We start from the raw sequence: 19,963 nt of genomic DNA, 5'->3' as shown, positions 1-19,963 counted from the left end.
CAACAAAAGCACCGACGAAGCAAACCATGCTGACCTTTTCCAACCGCCCCACCAGAAAATCCCCAAAGTGCAGCCAAGGGATTGCAGAGCACGCTAACTTTTGGCATGATAATGAAAAAAAGTAAGGAGTGGAACAAATGGCTTTGTTGTCTACCCCGTTTCAGTTCAAAGGATTGACCTTGAAAAATCGCGTAGTCATGCCGCCGATGTGCCAATACTCCGTGGAAGCGCAGGACGGTACGCCGACAGACTGGCACTTCGTTCATTACGTGTCCCGCGCGGTAGGAGGCACAGGCCTCATCATCGTAGAGATGACAGACGTAGAGCCGGACGGCCGCATTTCCAACTACGACCTCGGACTGTGGTCCGACGAGCAGATTCCCGCGTACAAGCGAATCGTCTCGGAAGTTCACAAATACGGCGCGAAAATCGGCATCCAGATCGGGCATGCGGGCCGCAAAGCGGAAGACGCGGAAGTTCCCGTGTCTGCATCCGCGATTGCGTTTCCAGGCTCCCGCTACAAAACGCCGCGAGCACTGACCACAGAAGAAGTCAAAGCGATGGTCGTCAAGTTTCAGGAAGCGGCAAGACGCGCGGTGGAAGCAGGCATGGACACGATCGAGATTCACGGCGCTCACGGCTACTTGATCCACCAGTTCCACTCCCCACTGACAAACGTGCGGGAAGATGAGTACGGACGCGACAAAGCTTTGTTTGGCGTAGAAGTCATCGCCGCCATCAAAGAAGTGATTCCAGCAGACATGCCGCTCATCATGCGCGTCTCTGCCGTGGAATACGTAGATGGCGGATACGGCCTGGACTACAGCACAGAGCTGTGCCGCAGATACAAGGAAGCAGGCGTTGACATTTTCCACCTGTCGAGTGGCGGCGAGGGCCCGATCGGCTCCGGCGGACGTCCGGGAATCCACCCTGGCTATCAGGTTCCGCTTGCCCGGGCGATCAAGCAGGCGCTCGATGTTCCGGTCATCGCGGTAGGGAACCTCGACGATCCGAAGCTGGCAGAAGCAGTGATTGGCAACGGCGACACGGATTTGGTTGCAGTAGGCCGCGGCATGCTGCGCGATCCGTACTGGGCGCTGCATGCAATCCACGCGCTGTCGGCTGAAGAAGCCCAGCCGCCCAAGCAGTATGCGCGCGCGTTCTAAATGACATTTTTCAGAAGAAAGCGGGGCAACCCTTCATGCCGCGATGTGGCGGACATGGGGGGAAGCCCTTTTTCTTGTGCAAGGATTGACACAACCTGGAAAGACGTATAAGACAAATGTCAGTCAGTACTGACAATCATTTTTGAGGATGAGGGAAGCATGGACAGCAATCGTCTCAGCAGCAGTGAACGACTGATGATGGCAGCCATTGATCTTATCGCGGAAAAAGGCTACAACGGTGTCACGACGCAAGAAATCGCGGCCGCGGCAGGTTTGAGTGAAAAGACGCTGTTCCGCCAGTTCGGCAGCAAGCGCAATCTGCTGGAGAGCGCTTTTGACCGTTTTCATTATACGGAGGAGATGACAAAGCTGTTTGCGGAGCGGCTCGTGTGGGATTTGCGCGCAGACCTGCTTTTGGTCAGCCGGACGTACCATGAGCTGATGAACCGAAACCGGAAAATGATCTGGATCAGCATCAAAGACGAAGGACAACTGCCAGGCTTCCGCGAGCGCACGCAAAAGCATCCCCGCCAGCTTTTGACCGGGTTGACGAATTACTTCGCAGAGATGGGCAAAAGGGGCAAAATGGTTCGAACCAACCCGGAGGCACAGGCAACGGCTTTCATGATGATGAACTTCGGAGCGTTCATGAACAATCTGGATGGGCCGGACAACTTTTCGGGTGTCTCGCTGGAGGCGCTGATCGCGGAAAGCGTGGAGATTTTTGCTAGGGCGTTGACTCCCTAGTTTTTTTATCAAGCGAATGTCAGTCAGCAATCGTTTGCGCTGGCGCTCTTCGGCAGAATTTTGCAGGCGGCAGGGGCGGCGGCCATTCCGGCTACGGCGATGCTCATTCCCGTCCGTTATTTCCCGCCAGAGAGGCGTGGCTCTGTCCTCGGCATGACGGCAGTCGGGCTGGCGCTCGGCGGGGCGCTTGGGCCTGTGCTGTCGGCGCTCATCGTCAGCTTTGCGCATTGGCGCTGGCTGTTCGCCGTGCCGCTTTTGATTCTCGCGCCGCTGCCGTTTTACCGCAAATATTTGGCAGAGGAAGATACGCTCTCGCGCGGGTCTTTTGATTGGCTGGGCGGCGCTCTGCTCGGCGTTTCGGTCGCGCTGTTCCTTCTCGGAGTCACGAACGGTACGTGGTGGTTCCTACTTGGCAGCCTGCTTACACTGGCGCTGTTCATCGTGCGGATTCGCCGGGCTGCCGATCCGTTTGTGCAGCCGAAAATTTTTGCCAACAAACGCTACACGGCAGGACTTGTACTCGCGGTTCTTATCAACGGAATGGGGATCTCGCTGTACTACGTCAGCCCGCTGCTGCTTTCGTCCGTGCAAGAGCTGTCGACAAACTGGATCGGCTTTGTCATGGTCCCGGCAGCCGTTGCCTCGGCGCTTCTCGGCAGAGTGGGCGGGAAGCTCGCAGACCGGAAAGGGAACGCGTACCTGTTTTTTCTGGCGTCCGGCTTGCTGCTCGTCTGCTTCGGACTGCTCTCTACTTTTACGGGCATAGCGGTCATCGGGATTGCCTGCTTTTTGATCTTTGGCAATGTGGGCCAGTCGTTCATGCAAATTACGCTGGCAAATTCGATTTCCGCAACCTTGGCGAAGGAGCAGGCGGGAGTAGGGAGGGGGATTTTTTCGATGCTGAACTTCATCTCCATGGGGATTGCTTCGGGGATTTACAGTAAAGTGATTGATCTTGGCGCAACGACCCAGTGGAATCCTGTGAACCCGTATCCGGCCGGCTTTGTTTACAGCAATATCTACCTGGTGCTTGCCGCTTTGCACGCGCTGATTTTCCTGTTCTACTATTTCCGCTTCGGCAAAACCCGTAGCTCCGGCTTGCAGGCCAACAGTTGAAGCGAATCCCCCAAAACGGCCAGTATGGTAGACTAAGGAAAAAAGGACGGCTGGAAAGGGGGAGACGGTTTGCGAGAGCTGTCTGCCATCCGGTTTCGTGAAAAGGAACCGCTTTTTACGCAAATTTATCACTATGTAAAAGACGAAATCAGGCACGGCCATTTGCAGGACGAGGAATTTCTGCCTTCGATCCGCAGTTGTGCGCAATCGCTTGGCGTCAGCAAAAATACGGTGGAAGTCGCATACCAGTTGCTAGTCTCGGAAGGCTACGCCAGGAGCATCCCGAAAAAAGGCTATCAGGTCGTGTATCAGGCAGAGCGTCCTTCGATCACGCCAGCCGCAAGTCCGGGGGAAGCGCAAGCGGCGGACATTCGCATAGATTTTCGCTACGGCGATATCGAATTGGGGCGTTTTTCGTTTCAGCAGTGGAACAAACTTCGCAACCGCGTAATCGCTGACCACCAGCAGCGCTATATGGTCGAGGAGCAGCCACAGGGCGAGTTTGCCCTGCGCAAAGAGCTGGTGAAGCTGCTGCACGAGACGCGCAAAGTCGCGGCTGCGCCGGAGCAGATCATCGTCGGCGCGACTCCACAGCAGCTTGTGTCGGTTCTCGTTCAGTTGCTGGACAGGGAAAAGCAGGTCATCGGCGTGGAAAACCCCGGCTATGACGGGGCGCGAAACACGTTTGCAAACGGCGGCTATCAGGTGCGGGGCATATCCCTTGGGGCGGACGGCGTTTCTATGCAGGAGCTGGTCGATAGCGGGGCCGATGTCATGTACGTGAGTCCGTCGCAGCAGTTCATCCACAAGCTGGTCATGCCGCTCGAAAAACGGCATGCGTTGAGCGAATGGGTGCAGTCCCGGGCGTATATCGTGGAGGATGACTACGAGTGGGAGTTCAAGTACGAGGAAAGCTTTCTCCCCGCGATCCAGAGCCTGTCTCCGCAAAAGGTGGTCTACATCGGACGCCTGTCCAAAGCGCTGCTGCCTGTCTGCAACGTCAGCTATCTCGTCCTGCCGTATGAGCTGTTGGCGCGCTTTCACCAGCGGGTGCCGGAATACGATCAACCCGTTTCCAGGCTCGATCAGTTGACTTTGGCTGCATATTTGTCGGACGGCTATTGGCACAGGCACGTGCAGGCCATGCGCAAAAGCTACGCTGACAAGCGCAAGGCATTTCTTCAGGCCGTCTCCCGCTGGATGGGCGAGCGCGTGGAAGTGGAAGGGAAGGACACGGGACTGCACGCTTTTTTGACCGTGCAGAAAAAGGGCAGCGAAGCGGAGTGGATGGAGCGTGCTGCGCGGTGCGGCGTGAAGGTGTACGGAACAGCAAGGTACTGGGTGCATGACACGCGGCAGTATGCGACGGTATTGCTTGGGTACGGCGCTTTGAGCGAGCAGGAGATCGAGGAAGGCATTCGCCTGCTCGCTTCTGCCTGGTTCGGGTGACTGTACCCTTTTTTTCTGTCCCGCTCACCTTGTTCCATCTGTCCCTTCAAGCAGTGGCCCTTGACCCTCTATGATGGACAAGAAAGCGACAAAGCAAAGGGGACAAACACGAGATGAGATTTATATTCGATCTGGACGGGACAATCTGCTTCAAAGGCCAGCCGATCTCCAAAGCCCGTTGTCAGTGAAGCGGGAAGGGTGCTAGGATGGAAATAGAAAAGTTATCAGTATTTCGACTGATGCAACGGGAACACTAAAAAGAAACCGACACGGTGCGGGAACACTATGTCGGCAGTACAAGACGGCCCCTTTCAGGGGATCGGCTCAAGTTTATTGCACGACTGACAAAATGACCGCCTTAGCCTGTCAAAGCTTTAAGGGCGGTCATTTCGTTTGGTCAGGGCAACGACGATTGCTACGACAAGGCTCAACAGTCCGACAAGAAAACCGCCAAACTGGAGCATGAGCGAAAGCGTTTCAGGAAGTACTTGCCACGCTCCCACGCTCCTTCCGTTTCCGACGCGGGAGATGAGCCGACCATCTAACTCAGCTTTGAACGGCTGAAAGAAGAAATCCGCCAGCGGCAAAGAGCGATCCAGACTGGCCCCAAGTATTATCAGACCAAATGCGCAAAATACGTATCAATTACAATATTTGTGCAAGTGTACGCCAACATAACCATCACAGCATATATCGCATAATCGAGTACAAGCTCCTTTTTATTTCTATGAAAACCTTTCCTATATATCACTTTCACAGTCCACACGACAATAACAAACCCCATGATGTAATAACCATTTTTCAAAAAGTGATAAATAGTAGTATCGCCAAGGGCATGCGGATCGGCTAGCAAAAATACGAGCATTTCTCCAAAAAAAGTATATACGACTGACAAACAGCACATGGCTACATACTTTTTCATGCATGACCACCAGCCTTTCCCTTTCCGCATGGTACTAGCCAGCCCACCCTTCATTGGAGCGGGCCGACTGACGTTCGTTACTCAGAACCAGCGATTGTCGTCATACCAGCTTGTACCTTCATGTCCCCAATATAGGCTACCCATCCTTGATTTTCCAGAAAAACCTCAATACATCACCATATTCCCCGTCTCTTTCATATGCCTTTCCGCTTTTTTCAACAGCAGGACCGTCGCCATCACCAGCACAAGCAAGACACCGACCAAAAGCGCCAATTCGGGCAGCAAGGACGCGAGCGAAGCCCCTTCCATCAGCAAACCGCGCACGAGCTGGAGAGCGTAGGTCAACGGAAAGCAAAAGGAAATCGCCTTGGCCCAGAGCGGATAAGCCATGGGCGGGAGGCGGACGCCGGAGAAAATCAGCATCGGCTCATCCAGCACGGTGTACAAAAAGCTGGAATCGCGGGAAAACAGAAACAGGACGCTCAAAAATCCACCCCAGACGATCGCCGAGCCGAGCAGGACGACAAAGGCGAGCGGCACTGCCCACCATCCGCTCAGGTGAACGCCGCCGACGAACAAAAGCGCAAGCAGCGTGAAGCAAAAGAACAGCCAGCCCCCCTCGACGAGCGAAGACAGCGAGCGCCCGTATAGAAAGGCCAGACGATTGACCGGGCTGATAAAAATCATCTCCATCGTCCCCGCCTCCCGCTCAAAGCTCATTTGCCAGGCAGACTGCACCAGGCACCAGAAAAAAATGTAGCCGAGATACCCGGTCAGCAAAAACAGGGGCAGTTGTTCCGGCGAGAGAAAGCGGGCAAGCGGCGAGTCAGCCCCCAGGCGAAAAGGGGCAAAAGAATAATACGCGGTCACAAACATGATGGCTGGCCAGATGAGCAGGCTGAAGTACACCATTTTGCTGTGAAAAGAATGGCGGTGCTCCTTCACCATTTCCGCCCACAGCAAGGAAGCGAGCTGTTTCATGCGCCTCTCCTTTCCGCCATGTGCAGGATGACGTCCTCCAGCGACGGCTGCTCGGTGTGCAGGCGCAGGACAGGCGATTGGTGGGCGGCCAAAAGCGAGAGCAGCGGAGTCGTCATATCGGTTTTGCCGCGCAAGGTCACTTCCCATGTCTGTTCGTCCGTCTCCGCGATTTCCCGCGTGCCGCCGTTGCGCAGGGCGAGCTTTTGCAGATCGGTGTCCAGCGTGTCGGAGAGGGCGGGGATCACGACGTGCAAAGCCGTCTCCAGGTGGAGCGAGCGAGTCAACTGCTCGGGCGTGTCGTGGGCGACGAGCTTTCCTTTGTCGATGATGTACACCTCGTCACACAGTTCCTCGACCTCGTGGATGTAGTGGCTGGTCAAAAGAATCGCTTTTCCGTGCTCTACAGCCAGTTCCTTGACATGCTTGCGAAGCTGTCTGGCGATGGGCGCGTCCAGCCCCAGCGTCGGCTCATCCAGGAACAGGTAGCGCGGGTCGTTGATGAGTCCGCGGGCGATTTGCAGCCGTTGCTTCATCCCTTTGGAGTAGCGCTCGACAGGCGTATCGGCCGCGTCCAGCAGTCCGACCTGCAAAAGCAAGGCGTCAATCCGGCTGCGCAGCGCCTGGCCGTGCAGTCCGTACAAGCTGCCGAAATACTGCAAGTTTTCCCGCCCGGTCAACCGCCAGTACAGCATCCGTTCGCCGCCCGCAATCATGTTGACCTTGGCCTTCACGAACCGATCGTCTTTTACCGCGTCATATCCGTCAACCGTAATCGTGCCGCTGGTCGGGGTGAGCAGCGTGGAGCACATTTTGATCGTCGTCGTCTTTCCCGCGCCGTTGATGCCCAACAGCCCGATGATTTTGCCGGGCACCATCCGAAACGAAACGTCGGAGACCGCCTCGACCTGTTTCCATTGCTGCCGGAGCCAGCCTTTTTTCTCCTTCACCCGATATACTTTCCGCACATTTTCCACAATCAGCATGAGAAAAAACCTCCTGTTATCCAAAGATTGATTCGACGACGCGCTTTTCCATCCGCCGCATGCCCCACACGCCGATCGCGAGGTAGACGAGCGACAGAGCCGCCATGTGGAAAAGCTGTGGGGAAACGGCGATCAGCGGCTTGCCCTGGATCACGCATTGGCGAAAAGCGTCCAGCGCAGGGGCAAGCGGCATGATCGCGCCCAGCGGCTGCAGCCATTCCGGCAAGTACGGGATGGGAAACGTGACGCCGGATACAAACGCCATGATGACAAACAGCGTGTTTTGCGTGATGTACGTATCGCGAAAGCGCAGCATCAGGCTGCCCAAGACGAGCGCCTGACAGAAAAACGCCCCGGTAGACAAAAGCCAGACAACGATAGCGCTCCCGATGTGGGCGTGGACAAGCGTAAGCCCGAACAAGGCGCCGACGATGACGATGACGGAAAATTCAAACACTGTGCGCATGAGCTGTTGGGCAACGTTGCCCAAAAAGTATCCTCTGCGCAGGGACGGGGTGAGCAATACCGCCTCCAGTGTTCCTTCCCGCAGCTCGGTAATGAGCGAGCGGCTGACATTCATCAGCGTGGAGACGGCAAAAGCGTAGAAGGCGCCGCCCAAAATGGCGTAGGACAAATAATCGTCTGTCCCCGTCAAATGCAGGAAACGGCCGTCCAACTGCCCGGCAAATACGTAATGATAGGCAAAGTAGGCGAACAGCACGGTGTACACGCCAGACAGGATGTGGCCGATGACGAACGACCACGGGTAGGCGCGCATCATCACCAGCGTATTGCGGACAAAGGTTGCTTTGGCAACTCGAAACACGTCAGTTCCTCCGTTCAGATGGTTTTGGCGTCGAGAGTGCAAGGCCAGGGGCAGGCATGTCGATGAACTCGTGAAGATCGACAGCCAGTTGTTCCAGCCGGGAAGTGATGCCGCGGTAAAACACGTACCGACCGCGCCGCTCGCTCCAGACGAAGCCCGCCTCTACCAGCAGCTTCAAATGCTTGTTGACGGCTGGCTCGCTGATGCCGTGCAAGTCTGCCAACTGCTGCGTGCAGTAAGGGTGATCGAGCAGCGACTTGAGAATAGCCGTCCGCGTCGGGTCGCTGAACACCTTCATTTTCAGCGTGAAGTCCGCGGGAATGGTTGAGGCTGTGGAGATGCCCGGAACGTCGACCGCAAAGCCGACGGAAATATGCTCCCCGCAAATGCCGAGCAGCAGGTGGGGCGAGACGAAGGTGGAGGCGCGCAGGTGGATGCCCGCCAGCTCGGAGTAGGCGAAGGTGTACGTCTGCGCTTTGTGAAACTGCAAAAAGTTCTCATGCACCTTCAGCCGAGGATGCACCTGCGCCAAAAAGCCGACCGGATCCGCGGCAATCCGCTCCTGTCCCTCGTGGACCGCGCGTACCAGCCAAGGTTCGATGCGCCGTTCCTCTGCCCGGAAAAAAGGGAGGTAGGCGTGGCAAAACTCAAGAAAACGGCGTTTTGTGGACAAGGGATGCCGCAGTAACTCCCGATGCTCCGGCTTGAGCTGCTCAAACAGATCGTCCGTGTGCCCTTGCATCCACTGTTGCAGTTGCCGGGGGTGATAGACAGGCCCCAGCATCAACTGGGCAAACTGTGCCGCATCCATTGCCTGCAACTGCTCCAGGCTGGCCTCGACGGAATGCTCGTATCGCTCCTCCCACGGCACCAGGAAGTCCATTGCATCGAGAAACTGGTTGGACATGTTGCTGAACTGGTGCAGCTTTTTCACAAGCGATGCGGGAAGCGCGGAGAGAGACTCCTGCGCCCAGCCAAGACGGCTCGTGTGGTGGTCAGGGTTGGCGAGCACGTGCAGGCTGAGAAAAAACTCGTGACCCGGCACGTACGCAATCGACAAATGCTTTTGCAGCCAGGCAGCCAGGTCTTGCATTGCGAAACCTCCTTTCTTTTCGATTAACCGTTTGGTGAATTGAATTTACGAGTGGGCAAAAGTGAAAAAATTATGCAAGAGGAAGAAACGGTTGTCAAGCGAAAAAAAGCAACCACAGACGCCGGGAGCGCGTGGTTGCTTCATGATCGTGCCCGTTACACTTCTTTTGGTTCACTCGGACTGCTGGTCTGCTCATAGGCCACCAGCGCCTGGACAGCTTGCTGCATGTCCGCAAGTTCTTGCTGCGACAAGGGATGTTCCTGGTAACGATACTGCTCGTAAAAGTCGGTGATTTTGCCTGCCAGCTCCAGTTGTGCCGCCGTCAGCGCAGGATGCTTTTGCAGCCGCTGCAAAAACTCCTGCGTCGTTTCATGCGGGTGGATCGTGACACCTTGCTTGCCCATCGTCTGCAAAAACTGGAAGTAGGCGTAGCGGGTCGCGTCGTCTGCGGGGCCAAGCGGTTTTTTGAACCATTTGGAGACATCCCATTCCGCCGCTTCGCCTTCAGCAGCGGGGGGCAGCGGGGCCAGATCAATCGCCGGGGCTGCCGTGACTGCTTTTGGCTCCGCCTGCCAGTTGCGATTGCGCCGTTTCCACATGTACCTGCCCAACAGAAACAGCGCTACGACGACGAAAAGCGAGATCAGATAAGGCTCCAGCAAGGAAAAGAGCGGTTCGCCCTGACTGACGGGTTCCAGGGGAGGATTGCCGCCTTGCCCTTCGTTGTTCAGCACATTATGAACGCGCTGGTCTTTGTCCAATACTTGCGACAGCCCGGAAATCCACTCCGCCAGCATCTGCAAGGCAGGCTCGATCAGCATGTAAAGCCCGGTGCCAAGCGGTCCTTTCACCCACGACCAGAGCAGGCTCAACAAACCGAGCAGGGCAGAGGCAGCCGCCACATAGCCAACTGTCACAAGCAGGCGCGTCCCCAGCACCTGACCCGCGAGCATCAGGCGGAGGCGGGCAGGCAGGCGGATGGGAAGGGCTTCCTCCCGCAGCAGGTAAGCCCCGACCGCGATCAGCACGTAGCTTGCGGTCACGAGGGCGAGCATGCCGAAGTAAGGGGCAGGCGAAAACGTCTCCGAATCAACGGCAGTTCCGTACAGAGCCGCGACAACCAACTGGATCAGGCAAACCATAAAGGCCAGAACGAACCGCCGCAGCAGACTGACATGGTTGATCCCGTTTGCAGCCGCTCCCTGAATCCGCCAAAAAAAGACGCCTGCCAGGGCGAGGGCGATCAGCCACGAGCCGAACAGAACAAAGCTGAGCACCCCGACGCCAAGCACAAACGGATAGAGCAAGAGATGCAGCACGGTATGGCGGCCGCCGTGGTGATACAGCCAGCTTCCCGCGATCAGGAGCAGACAGCCAGCGAGGCAAAAGAACAGCAGCGCGCCAAAGTCTGCCGTCATCCAGCCAAGCATCATCAGCGAACCGCCAACGAGCAGCGCCTCCAGCCAAAAAGTAAGCGTCCATCGGCTCACGAGGGAAAAGCTCATCGCGCCATCACGCTCCTTTTTTCCAGACGCGCCTGTTCATATCGCCTGACCGTAGCCTGTTCCCCGGATACGTCGAGCACGGCAATGTTGTGTCCGCGCCGCACCAATCGCTCCAAAGTCGTCTGGGGCAATTCCTCCGGCCGCGCCGTCACGAGGATGATCGCTTCCTTGGCCGGACTTTCCTCCAGACGGCGGAGCAGGCTGGCTAGCGGCGTCGTCACATAATGGTGCATTTGCGCGAGTTGGGTCATGACGTGCAGATGGTGCGTCTTGCCGCTGCCGGCAGGCATGTGAAAATGCTCGCGGCCGCGCTGCTTGACGGTGAGAAGCAGCTCGTAGCCAATCGACTTTTTCCGGCACAGCATGGACAGCGCAGCAAGGCTGGATATAATCCGTTCATTGACGACATCGTTATGCCGCTGCTGCAACGGTTCATAGGACGGCAAAATATGGCCGACGATCCGCCAGTTTGGATGGGCGGTGTGCTCGAACAGCCTTGTCTCGAGCGTGCCCGTCTTGGCAGTCGCTTTCCAATGAATATGCTTGAACCGATCCCCGGGCATATACGGCCGCGCTCCCCGCAAAAAAGTGACATCCTCCTGTTGCCGTTGGCGCGAGAGCCTGCCTCCGTCCGGCTGCGTCTCTTCCAGTGACAGCGGAGGCAGCGGCAGCGGCAACGGGTAGACGAGCAGGGAAAACGATAGCGACAACGGCAAGGAAGTGACTTCCCCGGCGAACAGCGGCAATGTCTCCGATTGAATCTCCGTCAGCCAGACGGTGCCGCGCTTGTGGGGAGTAAGCGTCAAGGTTCGGGCTGCGCTCTGGCGCATGGGCAAGTCGAAGCGCAGTCGCACAATCGTCCGCTGGTTGCTCGTTTTCACTTCGTCCCCGCCGTCGGCCGTGACGTGCTCAGGCAAGGAAAAGCGCAGCCATGTCGAGGGCAACGGCAGCCAGGAGCGATTGTACAGGCGCACGGTAATCGTCACAGGCGTACCAGGCATGACGCGGGTTTGATCGCTTGTCCACTCCAGCTTGATCCATTTGGGGAGCGACTCGGCCCACCACTTTTGGGCGGCAGGCATGAAAAAGAAAAACCCGCCGAGCAGCCAAAGAAACCAACTGCCGGAAAACAGCGCGAAAAGCAGAAGCACAAAGCCGATCACATGAAAAGTTTGCTTCGTATCCATCCGGCTACACGCTTTCCTCGACGGGGGCTGGCACGCTCGACATGATCTGCGCTACCACTTCCTGCTCGGTTACATGCAGCTCCGCTTCCATGGACAGGCGGATGCGATGGACGGCGAGGCTCGGGAAAACAGCCTTCACGTCGTCCGGCAATACATAGGCGCGGCCCGAGACAAAAGCGTAAGCCTGGGCTGCGCGCAAGAGGGCGAGCATGGCGCGCGGACTGATGCCGACATCGACGGAGCGGTGGCTGCGCGTCGATTCCGTCAGGTCGATGACGTAATCTTCTACCGCCTGACTGACATGGACGGCCGTCACTTCTTTTTGCAGGGCGGCGATTTGTTCCACCGAGATCACTGGCTGCACCGTCTCCAGAGGAGAGGTGCTGCGGAATCTGCGGAGTATTTCCTTGGCGTCCTTGCGCGTGCCGTAGCCGAGTGACAGGCGGAACAGGAAGCGGTCCAACTGGGCTTCGGGCAGGGGATAGGTCCCCTCCGATTCAATTGGGTTTTGGGTGGCGATCACCAGCATCGTTGAGGGCAGCGGCAGCGTGACGCCTTCGATGGTGACCTGGCGTTCTTCCATGCATTCGAGCAGACCGGATTGGGTGCGGGGCGTTGCGCGGTTGATTTCATCCGCGAGCAAAACGTCCGCGAAAACAGGTCCTTTGCGCAGTTCAAATTCGCTCGTCCGCTGGTTGAACACGTGCAGTCCGACTACATCGGAAGGCAGCAGATCAGCGGTGAACTGCAGGCGGTTGTACGTCCCGCCGATGGCCTGCGCCAACGTTTTGGCAAGCACGGTCTTGCCCATGCCAGGCAAGTCTTCCAGCAGCACGTGCCCGCGCGCCAACAGAGCGGTCACCAGCAGGCGAACCTGCTCTTCTTTTCCTACGATTACGCGATTTACGGAAGTCAAAAGGCTATCCAGAGCGGGATGAGTCATGGAAATTCTCCTTTAAGTAGATAGGATGGAGAGGCAGTTGCTGGATTTCATTATACATGGAATATCCTATATTTTACAAATTTTTTGTAAAGTAATCCCGCCGACGGCAGCGACGACAATTAACGCGCCGATGGCGACGTAGAGGGGCCGAACGCCGACGCTGTCGCTGAGTGTTCCGCCCAGCCAGATGCCTGCGGGCATGGTCGTGCGGACGATCAGCAGGCGCACGGAGAAGACGCGCCCCATCATGGCGGGCGGGACGTGGAGCTGATAGAGACGGGTGCTGTGCAACTGGAAAAACGGCGCGGCGACACCCGCCAGCACTTCTATCAAAATCGCCAGTTCGATCATATGGGTAAACCCTAGAGTGACGAAGCTCGCCCCGCCTGCGACCAGAGAGCCTAGCATGATGAGCGGCTGTTCCCGTCCATTGCGCAGCCGCGGCACGAGAAACGTCCCAAACAAGTAGCCGAACGGATAGCTGGCCAAAAACAACCCGACGTGAAAGGCTGTTCCGTGCAGCTCTCCCGCCACAAACGGAAGGTTGAGCACGAGCGTGACCCCTACCGCAAACTGCACGAGAGCCGAATACAGGCTCAGATAGAGAAGCAGCGGCTTTTCCCCAAAAATCGCGAGGCCGGCTTTGAACATGGAAAACCACGATTCGGCCACCCGGGCAGGGAGGGCGGGAGCGTTTTTGCACGGGAGAAGAAAAGCTCCACTGAGCGCATAGCCGACGGCGACCAATGCCAGCACCTGATCGCCACCGATGCTGGCGACGAGAATCCCGCCCAGCGGCGGACCTGCGATCATGGCGATGCGCAGCGCGCTGTCCAGATAGGCGTTTGCTTGCAGCAACTGTTCTTTTGGGACGAGAGCAGGAAGCAATGACTGGCTTGCCGGGACGTACAGCGGCTGGACGAGGCCGTTCACGAGCGCGGTCAAGTAGAGCGGCCACAAGGAGCCGGGCGTGGTCGCAATCGCGGCGAAGGAACAGCCGAACGCGATGCTGCGCATCCATTGCGAAAACAGCATGACGCGTTTTTTGTCATAGCGGTCGAGATACGGTCCGGCCACAAGCTGCACGACGAGCGATGGTACAAAGTAGAGCAGCCACATCTGCCCGACGGCTGCCTGCGAGCCGGTCACCTGGTAGATGATCCAGCTATTGGCGAGCGTGCCGAGCGAGGCGCCCAGCTCGGAGGTGAGCTGGCCGAGCAGGATGTAGCGGTAGGAGCGGTCTTTCCAGAGGGCGGATGTGCTCGTGGCTGCTGTCATCATTTGTCCGTGTCGAGAAACTGCCCGAGTAGCAGCGGGAGTTGCGAGAGAGCTTGGCTGCGCAGGCGATAGCGGGTTCCGCTCGTCTCGACCAGCCGGGCGGAGCGCAGCATCGACAAGTGATGATGCACCGTCGATTTGGCCATCTGGAGCGCTTCTGTCAGTTCTTGCAGCGTCAGCTCCTGTTTTGCGAGCATTTTCGCCATGCGGAGCCGCTGCTCGTCTCCGAGCGCCTTGAAGGATTGGACCAGCGTCTGCGGCGGCTGATACGGGTCGATTTGCTCGCGCAAGTTTTCATCGGCAACCGGGTAGTAAAAAATTTTGCAGCCTGCGTCATCGGCCTGCACCGTCCAGGGGCGATAGACCGCCTGCGGAATCAGCAGGACGCGGGTGACAGTCGGCTCAGGCGGATAGCTTGCTCCAGTCGCCCATTCCACCAGCGCTTCCGGGTCGAGCTTTTCTTGCATGCCGCGCTTTTGGGCAATCTCCCGTTCGAGCATGCGGCAGATGCGCTCCTCCTGCGGCTCGATGTGCGCCTGATACCAGCCTTCCATCAGCACGAGCAGGTGCTGGCGCAATTCCTCCGCGTCCACCGAAGTAATATGGGCGATGTACCGTTCGAAAAAGAGATGGCTGCGACAGGCCGCCTGCAACAGTTCGCGATCGGCGCTGCTTCCTTGCGCGGCTTTTCGCCGGGAAGCTTGCTGCGCTTCGCCCAAAAAAGGCAGTGCCTGGTAGCGCAGCTCTTCCTCTGGCAACTGCCTGACGTAGCCAAGAAACGACTTCAGCTCGGCAAAAGGCTGCTGGCGGTACTGGTGAAGCAGATGCAAAAGCGTCTTCCATGTGTTGTGCGCCTTGGCGTAAGCGACCTCGCGCTGGACAGCAGGAGGCAGCGCCTCGATTAGCTCGCGCCAGTGGGCGGGCGGCTGCTCCAGCGTGTGATGAATCTGCTCGTAAGTGGCAACGGCGATGCCCAGCGCTGCTTCAAAAAGCGGCGAAAAGGCGAATTGCACCTCGTAGGTCGTGCGTTCGCTCCCGATGTTCCATACTTTCAAGAGGGGATCATCCTTCCAGTATTTGTAGTACGTCTCATTCTAAATGTTTTGAATTGTAAATTCAATATTTTTCGTATGACTGGTTAGATGGATTTCGAACCAGAATCGTTGAGTGTGGCAGGAAGAGGGGCGAGCGCCTGAAAGCAGCAAGCAGAAGACAGCACCCGAAAAAAGAAAAGCGGCACGCCTCTCCCGCGAGAGTTGCGTGCCACTTTTTACGAGACAAAAGCAAACTTAGTTGACAGTAGAAGGTTGAACGGCGCGTTGCAATGCCTGCTCCAGATCGCCGATGATGTCGTCGATCGCCTCTGTGCCCACCGACAGTCGGATCAGCCCTGGCGTGACCCCGGCAGCCGCCTGTTCTTCCTCATTCATCTGCTGGTGCGTCGTGCTGGCCGGATGGATGACGAGCGACTTGGAATCGCCCACGTTGGCCAGGTGCGAGAACAGCTTCACGGATTCAATCAGTGTTTTGCCTGCCTTCACGCCGCCGCGAATGCCAAAGGTGAGGATGGCGCCAGCGCCTTTTGGCAAATATTTTTGTGCCAGCGCGTAGTTGGCGTCACCTTCCAGGCCAGGGTAGCTGACCCACTCGACCGCTGGATGCGCGGCGAGGAATTGGGCTACGGCCAGGGCGTTCTGGCTGTGGCGTTCCATGCGCAGGTGCAGCGTCTCCAGACCTTGCAGGAACAGGAAGGAGTTGATCGGGGCCACGGCTGCGCCGATGTCGCGCTGCAGTTGGACGCGCGCCTTGATGATGTAGGCGAGCGGTCCGACTGCTTCCGTATAGACGACGCCGTGGTAGCTCGGGTCTGGTGTCGTCAGGCCCGGGAATTTGCCGTTGTTCCAGTCGAACTTGCCGGAATCGACGATGATGCCGCCGATCGCTGTGCCGTGCCCGCCGATGAACTTGGTCGTGGAGTGGACGACGATGTCTGCGCCATGCTCGAATGGACGGCACAGGATCGGCGAAGCGAACGTGTTGTCCACGATCAGCGGCACGCCGTTTTCGTGCGCGATGTCAGCGATTGCCTGCAAGTCCGCCACGTCAATGCGAGGGTTGCCGATCGTCTCGCAAAAGAGCGCCTTTGTTTTCTCATTGATGAACGCCCGGAAGTTTTCCGGATTGGACTGATCGACAAAGTGAACCTTGATGCCAAGACGCGGCAAAGTGTGCGCAAAAAGGTTGTACGTACCGCCGTACAAGCTGCTGGATGCGACAATTTCATCCCCGGCTTGGGCGATGTTCAAAATGGAAAAGGTGATCGCTGCCTGACCAGAGGAAGTTGCCAGAGCACCGACGCCGCCTTCTAGGAGTGCCACGCGCTTTTCAAAGGCGTCCTGGGTCGGATTCATGATGCGGGTGTAAATGTTGCCGAACTCTTTTAAGCCAAACAGGTTGGCGGCGTGCTCCGTGTCGCGGAAGACGTAGGAAGTCGTCTGATAGATCGGAACGGCGCGCGAGCCTGTTACGGGATCTACTTCTTGTCCACCATGTACAGCGAGGGTTTCCGGTTTCCATTGTTGCTGGTCAGACATGCTTATCTCTCCTTTATATATGGGGATTAGGGATAAAAAAACGGAGCATTCCTCTGAGGAGAAGAAGGCTCCGGCTATACACGGGTGTGCACTCATCTCTCAGAATCTATGGATTCTGCAGGAATTAGCACCGCGCAAGGCACGCTTGCTGGTTGCCGGGTTTCACAGGGCCTGTCCCTCCACCGCTCTTGATGAACTGTTGCTTCAGTTGTTGTCATAATTGTATGAAAAACCACACTTCGCTGTCAATAATCAATAATGAGTTATCAGGTTGGATTTGGTGGGATTGAGGCGTTGAGAGATTTGTTCATGCTCACCCGTTCATGCTGTTTCCCATGACGTCCAAAGTACCTGTGTGATACGCCTTGTTGACGTGGTTTGCAGGCTGATGCCCCGCACTCCTTGAGGCGTGGCTGATTCCAGGCGCGGCTTTTCCTTTTTTCACATACAAAAGAACGGCAAATAGCGTACAAACAGCAGCAATTCCCAGTACGTACACCATATAAACTACCTCCTTTTCCAAGGGTGCTCTGCGTTTCTTTGCACCCGCCTTTTTCCAAACCAAAAAGAGAATGCTGTTTTGTATAGTAGTCTTCATATATAGAATGGTTATTTTTGTAAATGTGTCACCCGCCTGTACCGACCAACCATCTCCCTGTCCAAAAACAAACCCACCCTCACACTGTCACAAATTTGTCCCTATATCTCCGCGCTTTCGCCGCCCGCGTCGTTAGAAAATGGCATGGCCCTATGATATGATGGGAGTGGCAGAAAACGACCAAACGATTGTACATATAGGAGGAACATACGCGATGAGCCATGGCGTGAAGGAAATTACCCCGCAGGAGCTGCTGGAAAAGCTCGCGGCCAACGAAAAGCTTCAGGTGATTGACGTGCGTGAGGTGGAGGAGTGGAACGAAGGCCATATCAAAGAAGCCAAGCTGATTCCGCTCGGCTTTTTGCCGCATCGCATCGACGAGCTGGACAAGGAGATCCCGGTCGTCATGGTGTGCCGCAGCGGTGCGCGCAGCCACAGAGCGACCGAATATTTGTGTGAGCTTGGCTTTGACGCTGCCAATATGGTCGGCGGCATGCTGGCTTGGCCTGGCGAGAAGGAAGTGTAAGCCGTACGGTCCATACGGTCACGACCGCACTGGCAACGCCGAGACGTTTTCCACACAAAAAGAAACATGCGCTTTTACGCGGTATAGCGGCGGACGCATGAGAGAAGCAGGGGAGGAAGAAAATCGTGAGTGAGGGAGCACAGCAACAAGGATCCGCGTTGCAGCGCCATTGGTTTACGGTGCTCGCAGGCGTGATTATCCTCGCGATTGTAGGCGTGTTGGGCTACAAATACATGGCAAAAGAGCCGATTCCCGTGATGAAGCCGATTGCCGATTTTACGTTGGACAACAGTGACGGCACTTCGTTTACGTTTTCGGAAGGCAAAGGCAAGGTGCGGCTGGTCGAGTTCATGTTCACCAACTGCCCTGACATTTGCCCGGCGACGACGTACAACATGTCCAAGCTGCAAGAGCAGCTCAAGGAGAAAAAGCTGTTCGGCGACAAGGTCGAGTTCATTTCCATCACCTTTGACCCGGATTTCGACACGCCAGAAGTGTTGCAGCAGTACGCGGCGAAGTTCAAGGCGGATCAGAGCGGCTGGAAGTTTTTGCGCGGCGATGCCCAGGCGGTGGAAAAGGTGACGAAGGATTTCGGGATTGCCGTATTGAAGCAGCCTGACGGTTCCTTTGCCCATACCGCCCGCATGTTCCTCGTCGATGGCGATGGAAACATGCGCCGCGCCTACGGCATGGCAGCCGACATGGACATGGAGCAGATGCTGAAGGAAATGGAGCAGCTTGCGGACTAATCAGGCTGATTCCTCGTACGTGATCTGCACGACATGCTCGGTTTGATTTTCAAATTCAATATGCACGAGTAACGCCCACCTGCGATTGCCCTCCTGGAGCAAGAGTTTGAACGTCTCCTCTGACGTGGTGGGCGTTTTTGCTGTGCGCCCGACGTGCAGGTAGTCGACGATCTGGGCATGCGGATATTTTTTCATCGTCTCCTGCATCGCCAATCTGCCCCATTTGGCATATGGCGGCTGGGCGCAGGCAGGGGCATACTGGAAGAAGAATAACAGCAGGCTTGCTGCGATGGCGGTCAGGACGCTTCGCGCGAGGCGAACGGATACAGAGGCTTGCATGGCGTAAGACCCCCTTTTTTGTATTGGAAAACAAGCTTGCCCTCTATTTTGAAGCCTTTTTTTCATGTCATTCGTAGAAAATATTTACAATTTGGAAAGCGGGGGATTTCATGTACTACTTGCTCATTCCCTTATTTGGTGTTCCGCTCATCCTGGCGATTTTTGCGCTGCGCTCTCGCCGGAGCGGCTTCTGGAAAAAATGGTGGCCGCCTGTCGTGTCAGCGCTGCTGATTTACGGAGGCTGCCTCGCTGCCAACGTGTATTGGCAAGTACAGTACGGCATTCCGGTGCTTCCGACCAAAGCCGATCTGGAGCTGTTTCTTTATTTTTGCCTGTTCCTCGTCTTCGTGTTTTTTATTATGTACCTCGTCTTTTTCTTTGTGATGCGCAAACCGTTCTGGAAAATGAATCTGTTGTTTCTCGCCACGTCGTCTGGTCTGTTTCTCCTGTTTGCCGGGGCTTTTTTAGGCATGGGGCCGTTTATGTCGAAGGTGGAGTACGTCTCGGTTGTGCAGAGTGTAAAAAACAAGTGGCAGGCCGTGCCCGTGCAGGCGTCGAGCAATAAGCCGATTGACGTCACGCTCGTCTACAGCAAAAGGGACTGTCTGAAAAGGTGTGCTGGCCAACCTTACGACAGCCTGATTTTGGTCCGGAACCAGTCGGGGCAGCCGCTGGGCATTGAGCTTTTGGTTCGCCTGCAAAACGAAAGTGGGGCCGTCATCGAAGACAAACAGGCGTTGCCGCTCAAGCTCGCTGCGGGGGAAATCGCGCCGGTATGGACAGAAGATACAAACATGGAAGAAAACTTTTGGGAGCGGGTCAGTACGGTCACGGATGAGAGAGTAGCGGCGATTGCGTATCAGTTTTCTATTATTGACCGAAGATGAATGTGTCGAATTGTCAAGACTGGATGAAACGAACGCCTCGCGTTGTGTTACAATAAGAATGGCATGCTTGGTTC

Annotated in this window: 21 protein-coding genes and 1 riboswitch; of the genes, 7 read left to right on the top strand and 14 right to left on the bottom strand. The window is 56.5% G+C overall.

What is annotated here, in order from left to right:
* The first annotated feature begins 137 nt into the window (after positions 1 to 137).
* The 4 genes from M655_RS26035 (at position 138) to pdxR (ending at position 4,478) form a co-directional block, all read left to right on the top strand.
* Positions 138 to 1,166 (top strand): NADH:flavin oxidoreductase/NADH oxidase, encoded by a 1,029-nt coding sequence (locus M655_RS26035; protein ID WP_005834020.1) that lies wholly within the window; start codon positions 138 to 140, stop codon positions 1,164 to 1,166.
* Positions 1,167 to 1,325: 159 nt separating this feature from the next.
* Positions 1,326 to 1,913, top strand: coding sequence for a TetR/AcrR family transcriptional regulator (locus M655_RS26030; protein WP_025845752.1), 588 nt, complete (start codon positions 1,326 to 1,328; stop codon positions 1,911 to 1,913).
* Positions 1,914 to 1,973: 60 nt separating this feature from the next.
* The gene (locus tag M655_RS26025; protein ID WP_051353964.1) at positions 1,974 to 3,029 is read left to right on the top strand and encodes an MFS transporter; all 1,056 of its coding nucleotides are present in this window, start codon (positions 1,974 to 1,976) and stop codon (positions 3,027 to 3,029) included.
* 69 nt (positions 3,030 to 3,098) lie between these two features.
* The gene (gene pdxR / locus M655_RS26020; RefSeq protein ID WP_026558282.1) at positions 3,099 to 4,478 is read left to right on the top strand and encodes a MocR-like pyridoxine biosynthesis transcription factor PdxR; all 1,380 of its coding nucleotides are present in this window, start codon (positions 3,099 to 3,101) and stop codon (positions 4,476 to 4,478) included.
* 374 nt (positions 4,479 to 4,852) lie between these two features.
* On the opposite strand, the gene M655_RS26015 is transcribed toward pdxR, so the two are convergent.
* The 13 genes from M655_RS26015 to M655_RS25955 form a co-directional block, all read right to left on the bottom strand.
* Positions 4,853 to 4,942 (bottom strand): putative holin-like toxin, encoded by a 90-nt coding sequence (locus M655_RS26015; RefSeq protein WP_221175370.1) that lies wholly within the window; start codon positions 4,940 to 4,942, stop codon positions 4,853 to 4,855.
* Between the two features lie 152 nt (positions 4,943 to 5,094).
* Entirely contained in the window at positions 5,095 to 5,400 is a 306-nt protein-coding gene (locus tag M655_RS26010) for a hypothetical protein (RefSeq protein ID WP_007776828.1), read from the bottom strand.
* 165 nt (positions 5,401 to 5,565) lie between these two features.
* A complete protein-coding gene (locus M655_RS26005; RefSeq protein ID WP_005835554.1) occupies positions 5,566 to 6,381 on the bottom strand; it encodes an ABC transporter permease in 816 nt (271 codons plus the stop codon).
* Positions 6,378 to 7,364, bottom strand: a complete 987-nt coding sequence (locus tag M655_RS26000) for an ABC transporter ATP-binding protein (protein ID WP_026558281.1) — start codon at positions 7,362 to 7,364, stop codon at positions 6,378 to 6,380. The genes M655_RS26005 and M655_RS26000 overlap by 4 nt, the downstream gene beginning before the upstream one ends.
* Before the next feature lie 16 nt (positions 7,365 to 7,380).
* Complete coding sequence (locus tag M655_RS25995) at positions 7,381 to 8,190, bottom strand: ABC transporter permease (protein WP_007776835.1); 810 nt, start codon at positions 8,188 to 8,190, stop codon at positions 7,381 to 7,383.
* A 1-nt stretch (position 8,191) separates the two neighbouring features.
* Positions 8,192 to 9,283: an ArsR/SmtB family transcription factor gene (locus M655_RS25990; RefSeq protein ID WP_026558280.1), complete on the bottom strand. Its 1,092-nt coding sequence runs from the start codon at positions 9,281 to 9,283 to the stop codon at positions 8,192 to 8,194.
* Positions 9,284 to 9,438: 155 nt separating this feature from the next.
* Positions 9,439 to 10,773: a DUF4129 domain-containing protein gene (locus M655_RS25985; protein ID WP_286085933.1), complete on the bottom strand. Its 1,335-nt coding sequence runs from the start codon at positions 10,771 to 10,773 to the stop codon at positions 9,439 to 9,441.
* 11 nt (positions 10,774 to 10,784) lie between these two features.
* Positions 10,785 to 11,975, bottom strand: coding sequence for a DUF58 domain-containing protein (locus tag M655_RS25980; RefSeq protein WP_005835549.1), 1,191 nt, complete (start codon positions 11,973 to 11,975; stop codon positions 10,785 to 10,787).
* 4 nt (positions 11,976 to 11,979) lie between these two features.
* Positions 11,980 to 12,918, bottom strand: coding sequence for an AAA family ATPase (locus M655_RS25975; protein ID WP_026558278.1), 939 nt, complete (start codon positions 12,916 to 12,918; stop codon positions 11,980 to 11,982).
* A 66-nt stretch (positions 12,919 to 12,984) separates the two neighbouring features.
* Positions 12,985 to 14,199: an MFS transporter gene (locus M655_RS25970; protein WP_005835547.1), complete on the bottom strand. Its 1,215-nt coding sequence runs from the start codon at positions 14,197 to 14,199 to the stop codon at positions 12,985 to 12,987.
* On the bottom strand, positions 14,196 to 15,251 hold the full coding sequence (locus M655_RS25965; protein ID WP_026558276.1) for an ArsR/SmtB family transcription factor: 1,056 nt from the start codon (positions 15,249 to 15,251) through the stop codon (positions 14,196 to 14,198). Before M655_RS25965 ends, M655_RS25970 begins: the two co-directional genes overlap by 4 nt.
* Positions 15,252 to 15,485: 234 nt before the next feature.
* Entirely contained in the window at positions 15,486 to 16,790 is a 1,305-nt protein-coding gene (locus M655_RS25960) for a homocysteine synthase (protein ID WP_026558275.1), read from the bottom strand.
* 89 nt (positions 16,791 to 16,879) lie between these two features.
* Positions 16,880 to 16,988: riboswitch (SAM riboswitch) on the bottom strand.
* A gap of 115 nt (positions 16,989 to 17,103) precedes the next feature.
* Positions 17,104 to 17,292 (bottom strand): hypothetical protein, encoded by a 189-nt coding sequence (locus M655_RS25955; RefSeq protein WP_007776855.1) that lies wholly within the window; start codon positions 17,290 to 17,292, stop codon positions 17,104 to 17,106.
* Positions 17,293 to 17,602: 310 nt separating this feature from the next.
* On the opposite strand from M655_RS25955, the gene M655_RS25950 reads away from it, so the two are divergent.
* A complete protein-coding gene (locus tag M655_RS25950) occupies positions 17,603 to 17,914 on the top strand; it encodes a rhodanese-like domain-containing protein (protein ID WP_005835542.1) in 312 nt (103 codons plus the stop codon).
* A gap of 125 nt (positions 17,915 to 18,039) precedes the next feature.
* Complete coding sequence (locus M655_RS25945; RefSeq protein WP_005835541.1) at positions 18,040 to 18,663, top strand: SCO family protein; 624 nt, start codon at positions 18,040 to 18,042, stop codon at positions 18,661 to 18,663.
* On the opposite strand, the gene M655_RS25940 is transcribed toward M655_RS25945, so the two are convergent.
* Positions 18,664 to 19,002, bottom strand: a complete 339-nt coding sequence (locus M655_RS25940) for a YqzG/YhdC family protein (RefSeq protein ID WP_005835540.1) — start codon at positions 19,000 to 19,002, stop codon at positions 18,664 to 18,666. It lies immediately after the preceding gene.
* A 110-nt stretch (positions 19,003 to 19,112) separates the two neighbouring features.
* On the opposite strand from M655_RS25940, the gene M655_RS25935 reads away from it, so the two are divergent.
* Entirely contained in the window at positions 19,113 to 19,889 is a 777-nt protein-coding gene (locus tag M655_RS25935; protein WP_007776861.1) for a hypothetical protein, read from the top strand.
* Positions 19,890 to 19,963 lie beyond the last annotated feature (74 nt).

This window comes from Brevibacillus sp. NSP2.1 (assembly GCF_000470975.2).
GTDB classification, from domain to species: domain Bacteria; phylum Bacillota; class Bacilli; order Brevibacillales; family Brevibacillaceae; genus Brevibacillus; species Brevibacillus agri.
Note: the sequence above shows the minus strand (reverse complement) of the source record. Positions and strands in the feature narration are given on the sequence as shown.

Coding starts and splice junctions, on each gene's coding strand:
- M655_RS26035 (WP_005834020.1), top strand. CDS start 138: ATGGCTTTGTTGTCTACCCCGTTTCAGTTCAAAGGATTGACCTTGAAA.
- M655_RS26030 (WP_025845752.1), top strand. CDS start 1,326: ATGGACAGCAATCGTCTCAGCAGCAGTGAACGACTGATGATGGCAGCC.
- M655_RS26015 (WP_221175370.1), bottom strand. CDS start 4,942: ATGCTCCAGTTTGGCGGTTTTCTTGTCGGACTGTTGAGCCTTGTCGTA.
- M655_RS26010 (WP_007776828.1), bottom strand. CDS start 5,400: ATGAAAAAGTATGTAGCCATGTGCTGTTTGTCAGTCGTATATACTTTT.
- M655_RS26005 (WP_005835554.1), bottom strand. CDS start 6,381: ATGAAACAGCTCGCTTCCTTGCTGTGGGCGGAAATGGTGAAGGAGCAC.
- M655_RS26000 (WP_026558281.1), bottom strand. CDS start 7,364: ATGCTGATTGTGGAAAATGTGCGGAAAGTATATCGGGTGAAGGAGAAA.
- M655_RS25990 (WP_026558280.1), bottom strand. CDS start 9,283: ATGCAAGACCTGGCTGCCTGGCTGCAAAAGCATTTGTCGATTGCGTAC.
- M655_RS25980 (WP_005835549.1), bottom strand. CDS start 11,975: ATGGATACGAAGCAAACTTTTCATGTGATCGGCTTTGTGCTTCTGCTT.
- M655_RS25975 (WP_026558278.1), bottom strand. CDS start 12,918: ATGACTCATCCCGCTCTGGATAGCCTTTTGACTTCCGTAAATCGCGTA.
- M655_RS25970 (WP_005835547.1), bottom strand. CDS start 14,199: ATGATGACAGCAGCCACGAGCACATCCGCCCTCTGGAAAGACCGCTCC.
- M655_RS25960 (WP_026558275.1), bottom strand. CDS start 16,790: ATGTCTGACCAGCAACAATGGAAACCGGAAACCCTCGCTGTACATGGT.
- M655_RS25955 (WP_007776855.1), bottom strand. CDS start 17,292: ATGGTGTACGTACTGGGAATTGCTGCTGTTTGTACGCTATTTGCCGTT.
- M655_RS25950 (WP_005835542.1), top strand. CDS start 17,603: ATGAGCCATGGCGTGAAGGAAATTACCCCGCAGGAGCTGCTGGAAAAG.
- M655_RS25940 (WP_005835540.1), bottom strand. CDS start 19,002: ATGCAAGCCTCTGTATCCGTTCGCCTCGCGCGAAGCGTCCTGACCGCC.
- M655_RS25935 (WP_007776861.1), top strand. CDS start 19,113: ATGTACTACTTGCTCATTCCCTTATTTGGTGTTCCGCTCATCCTGGCG.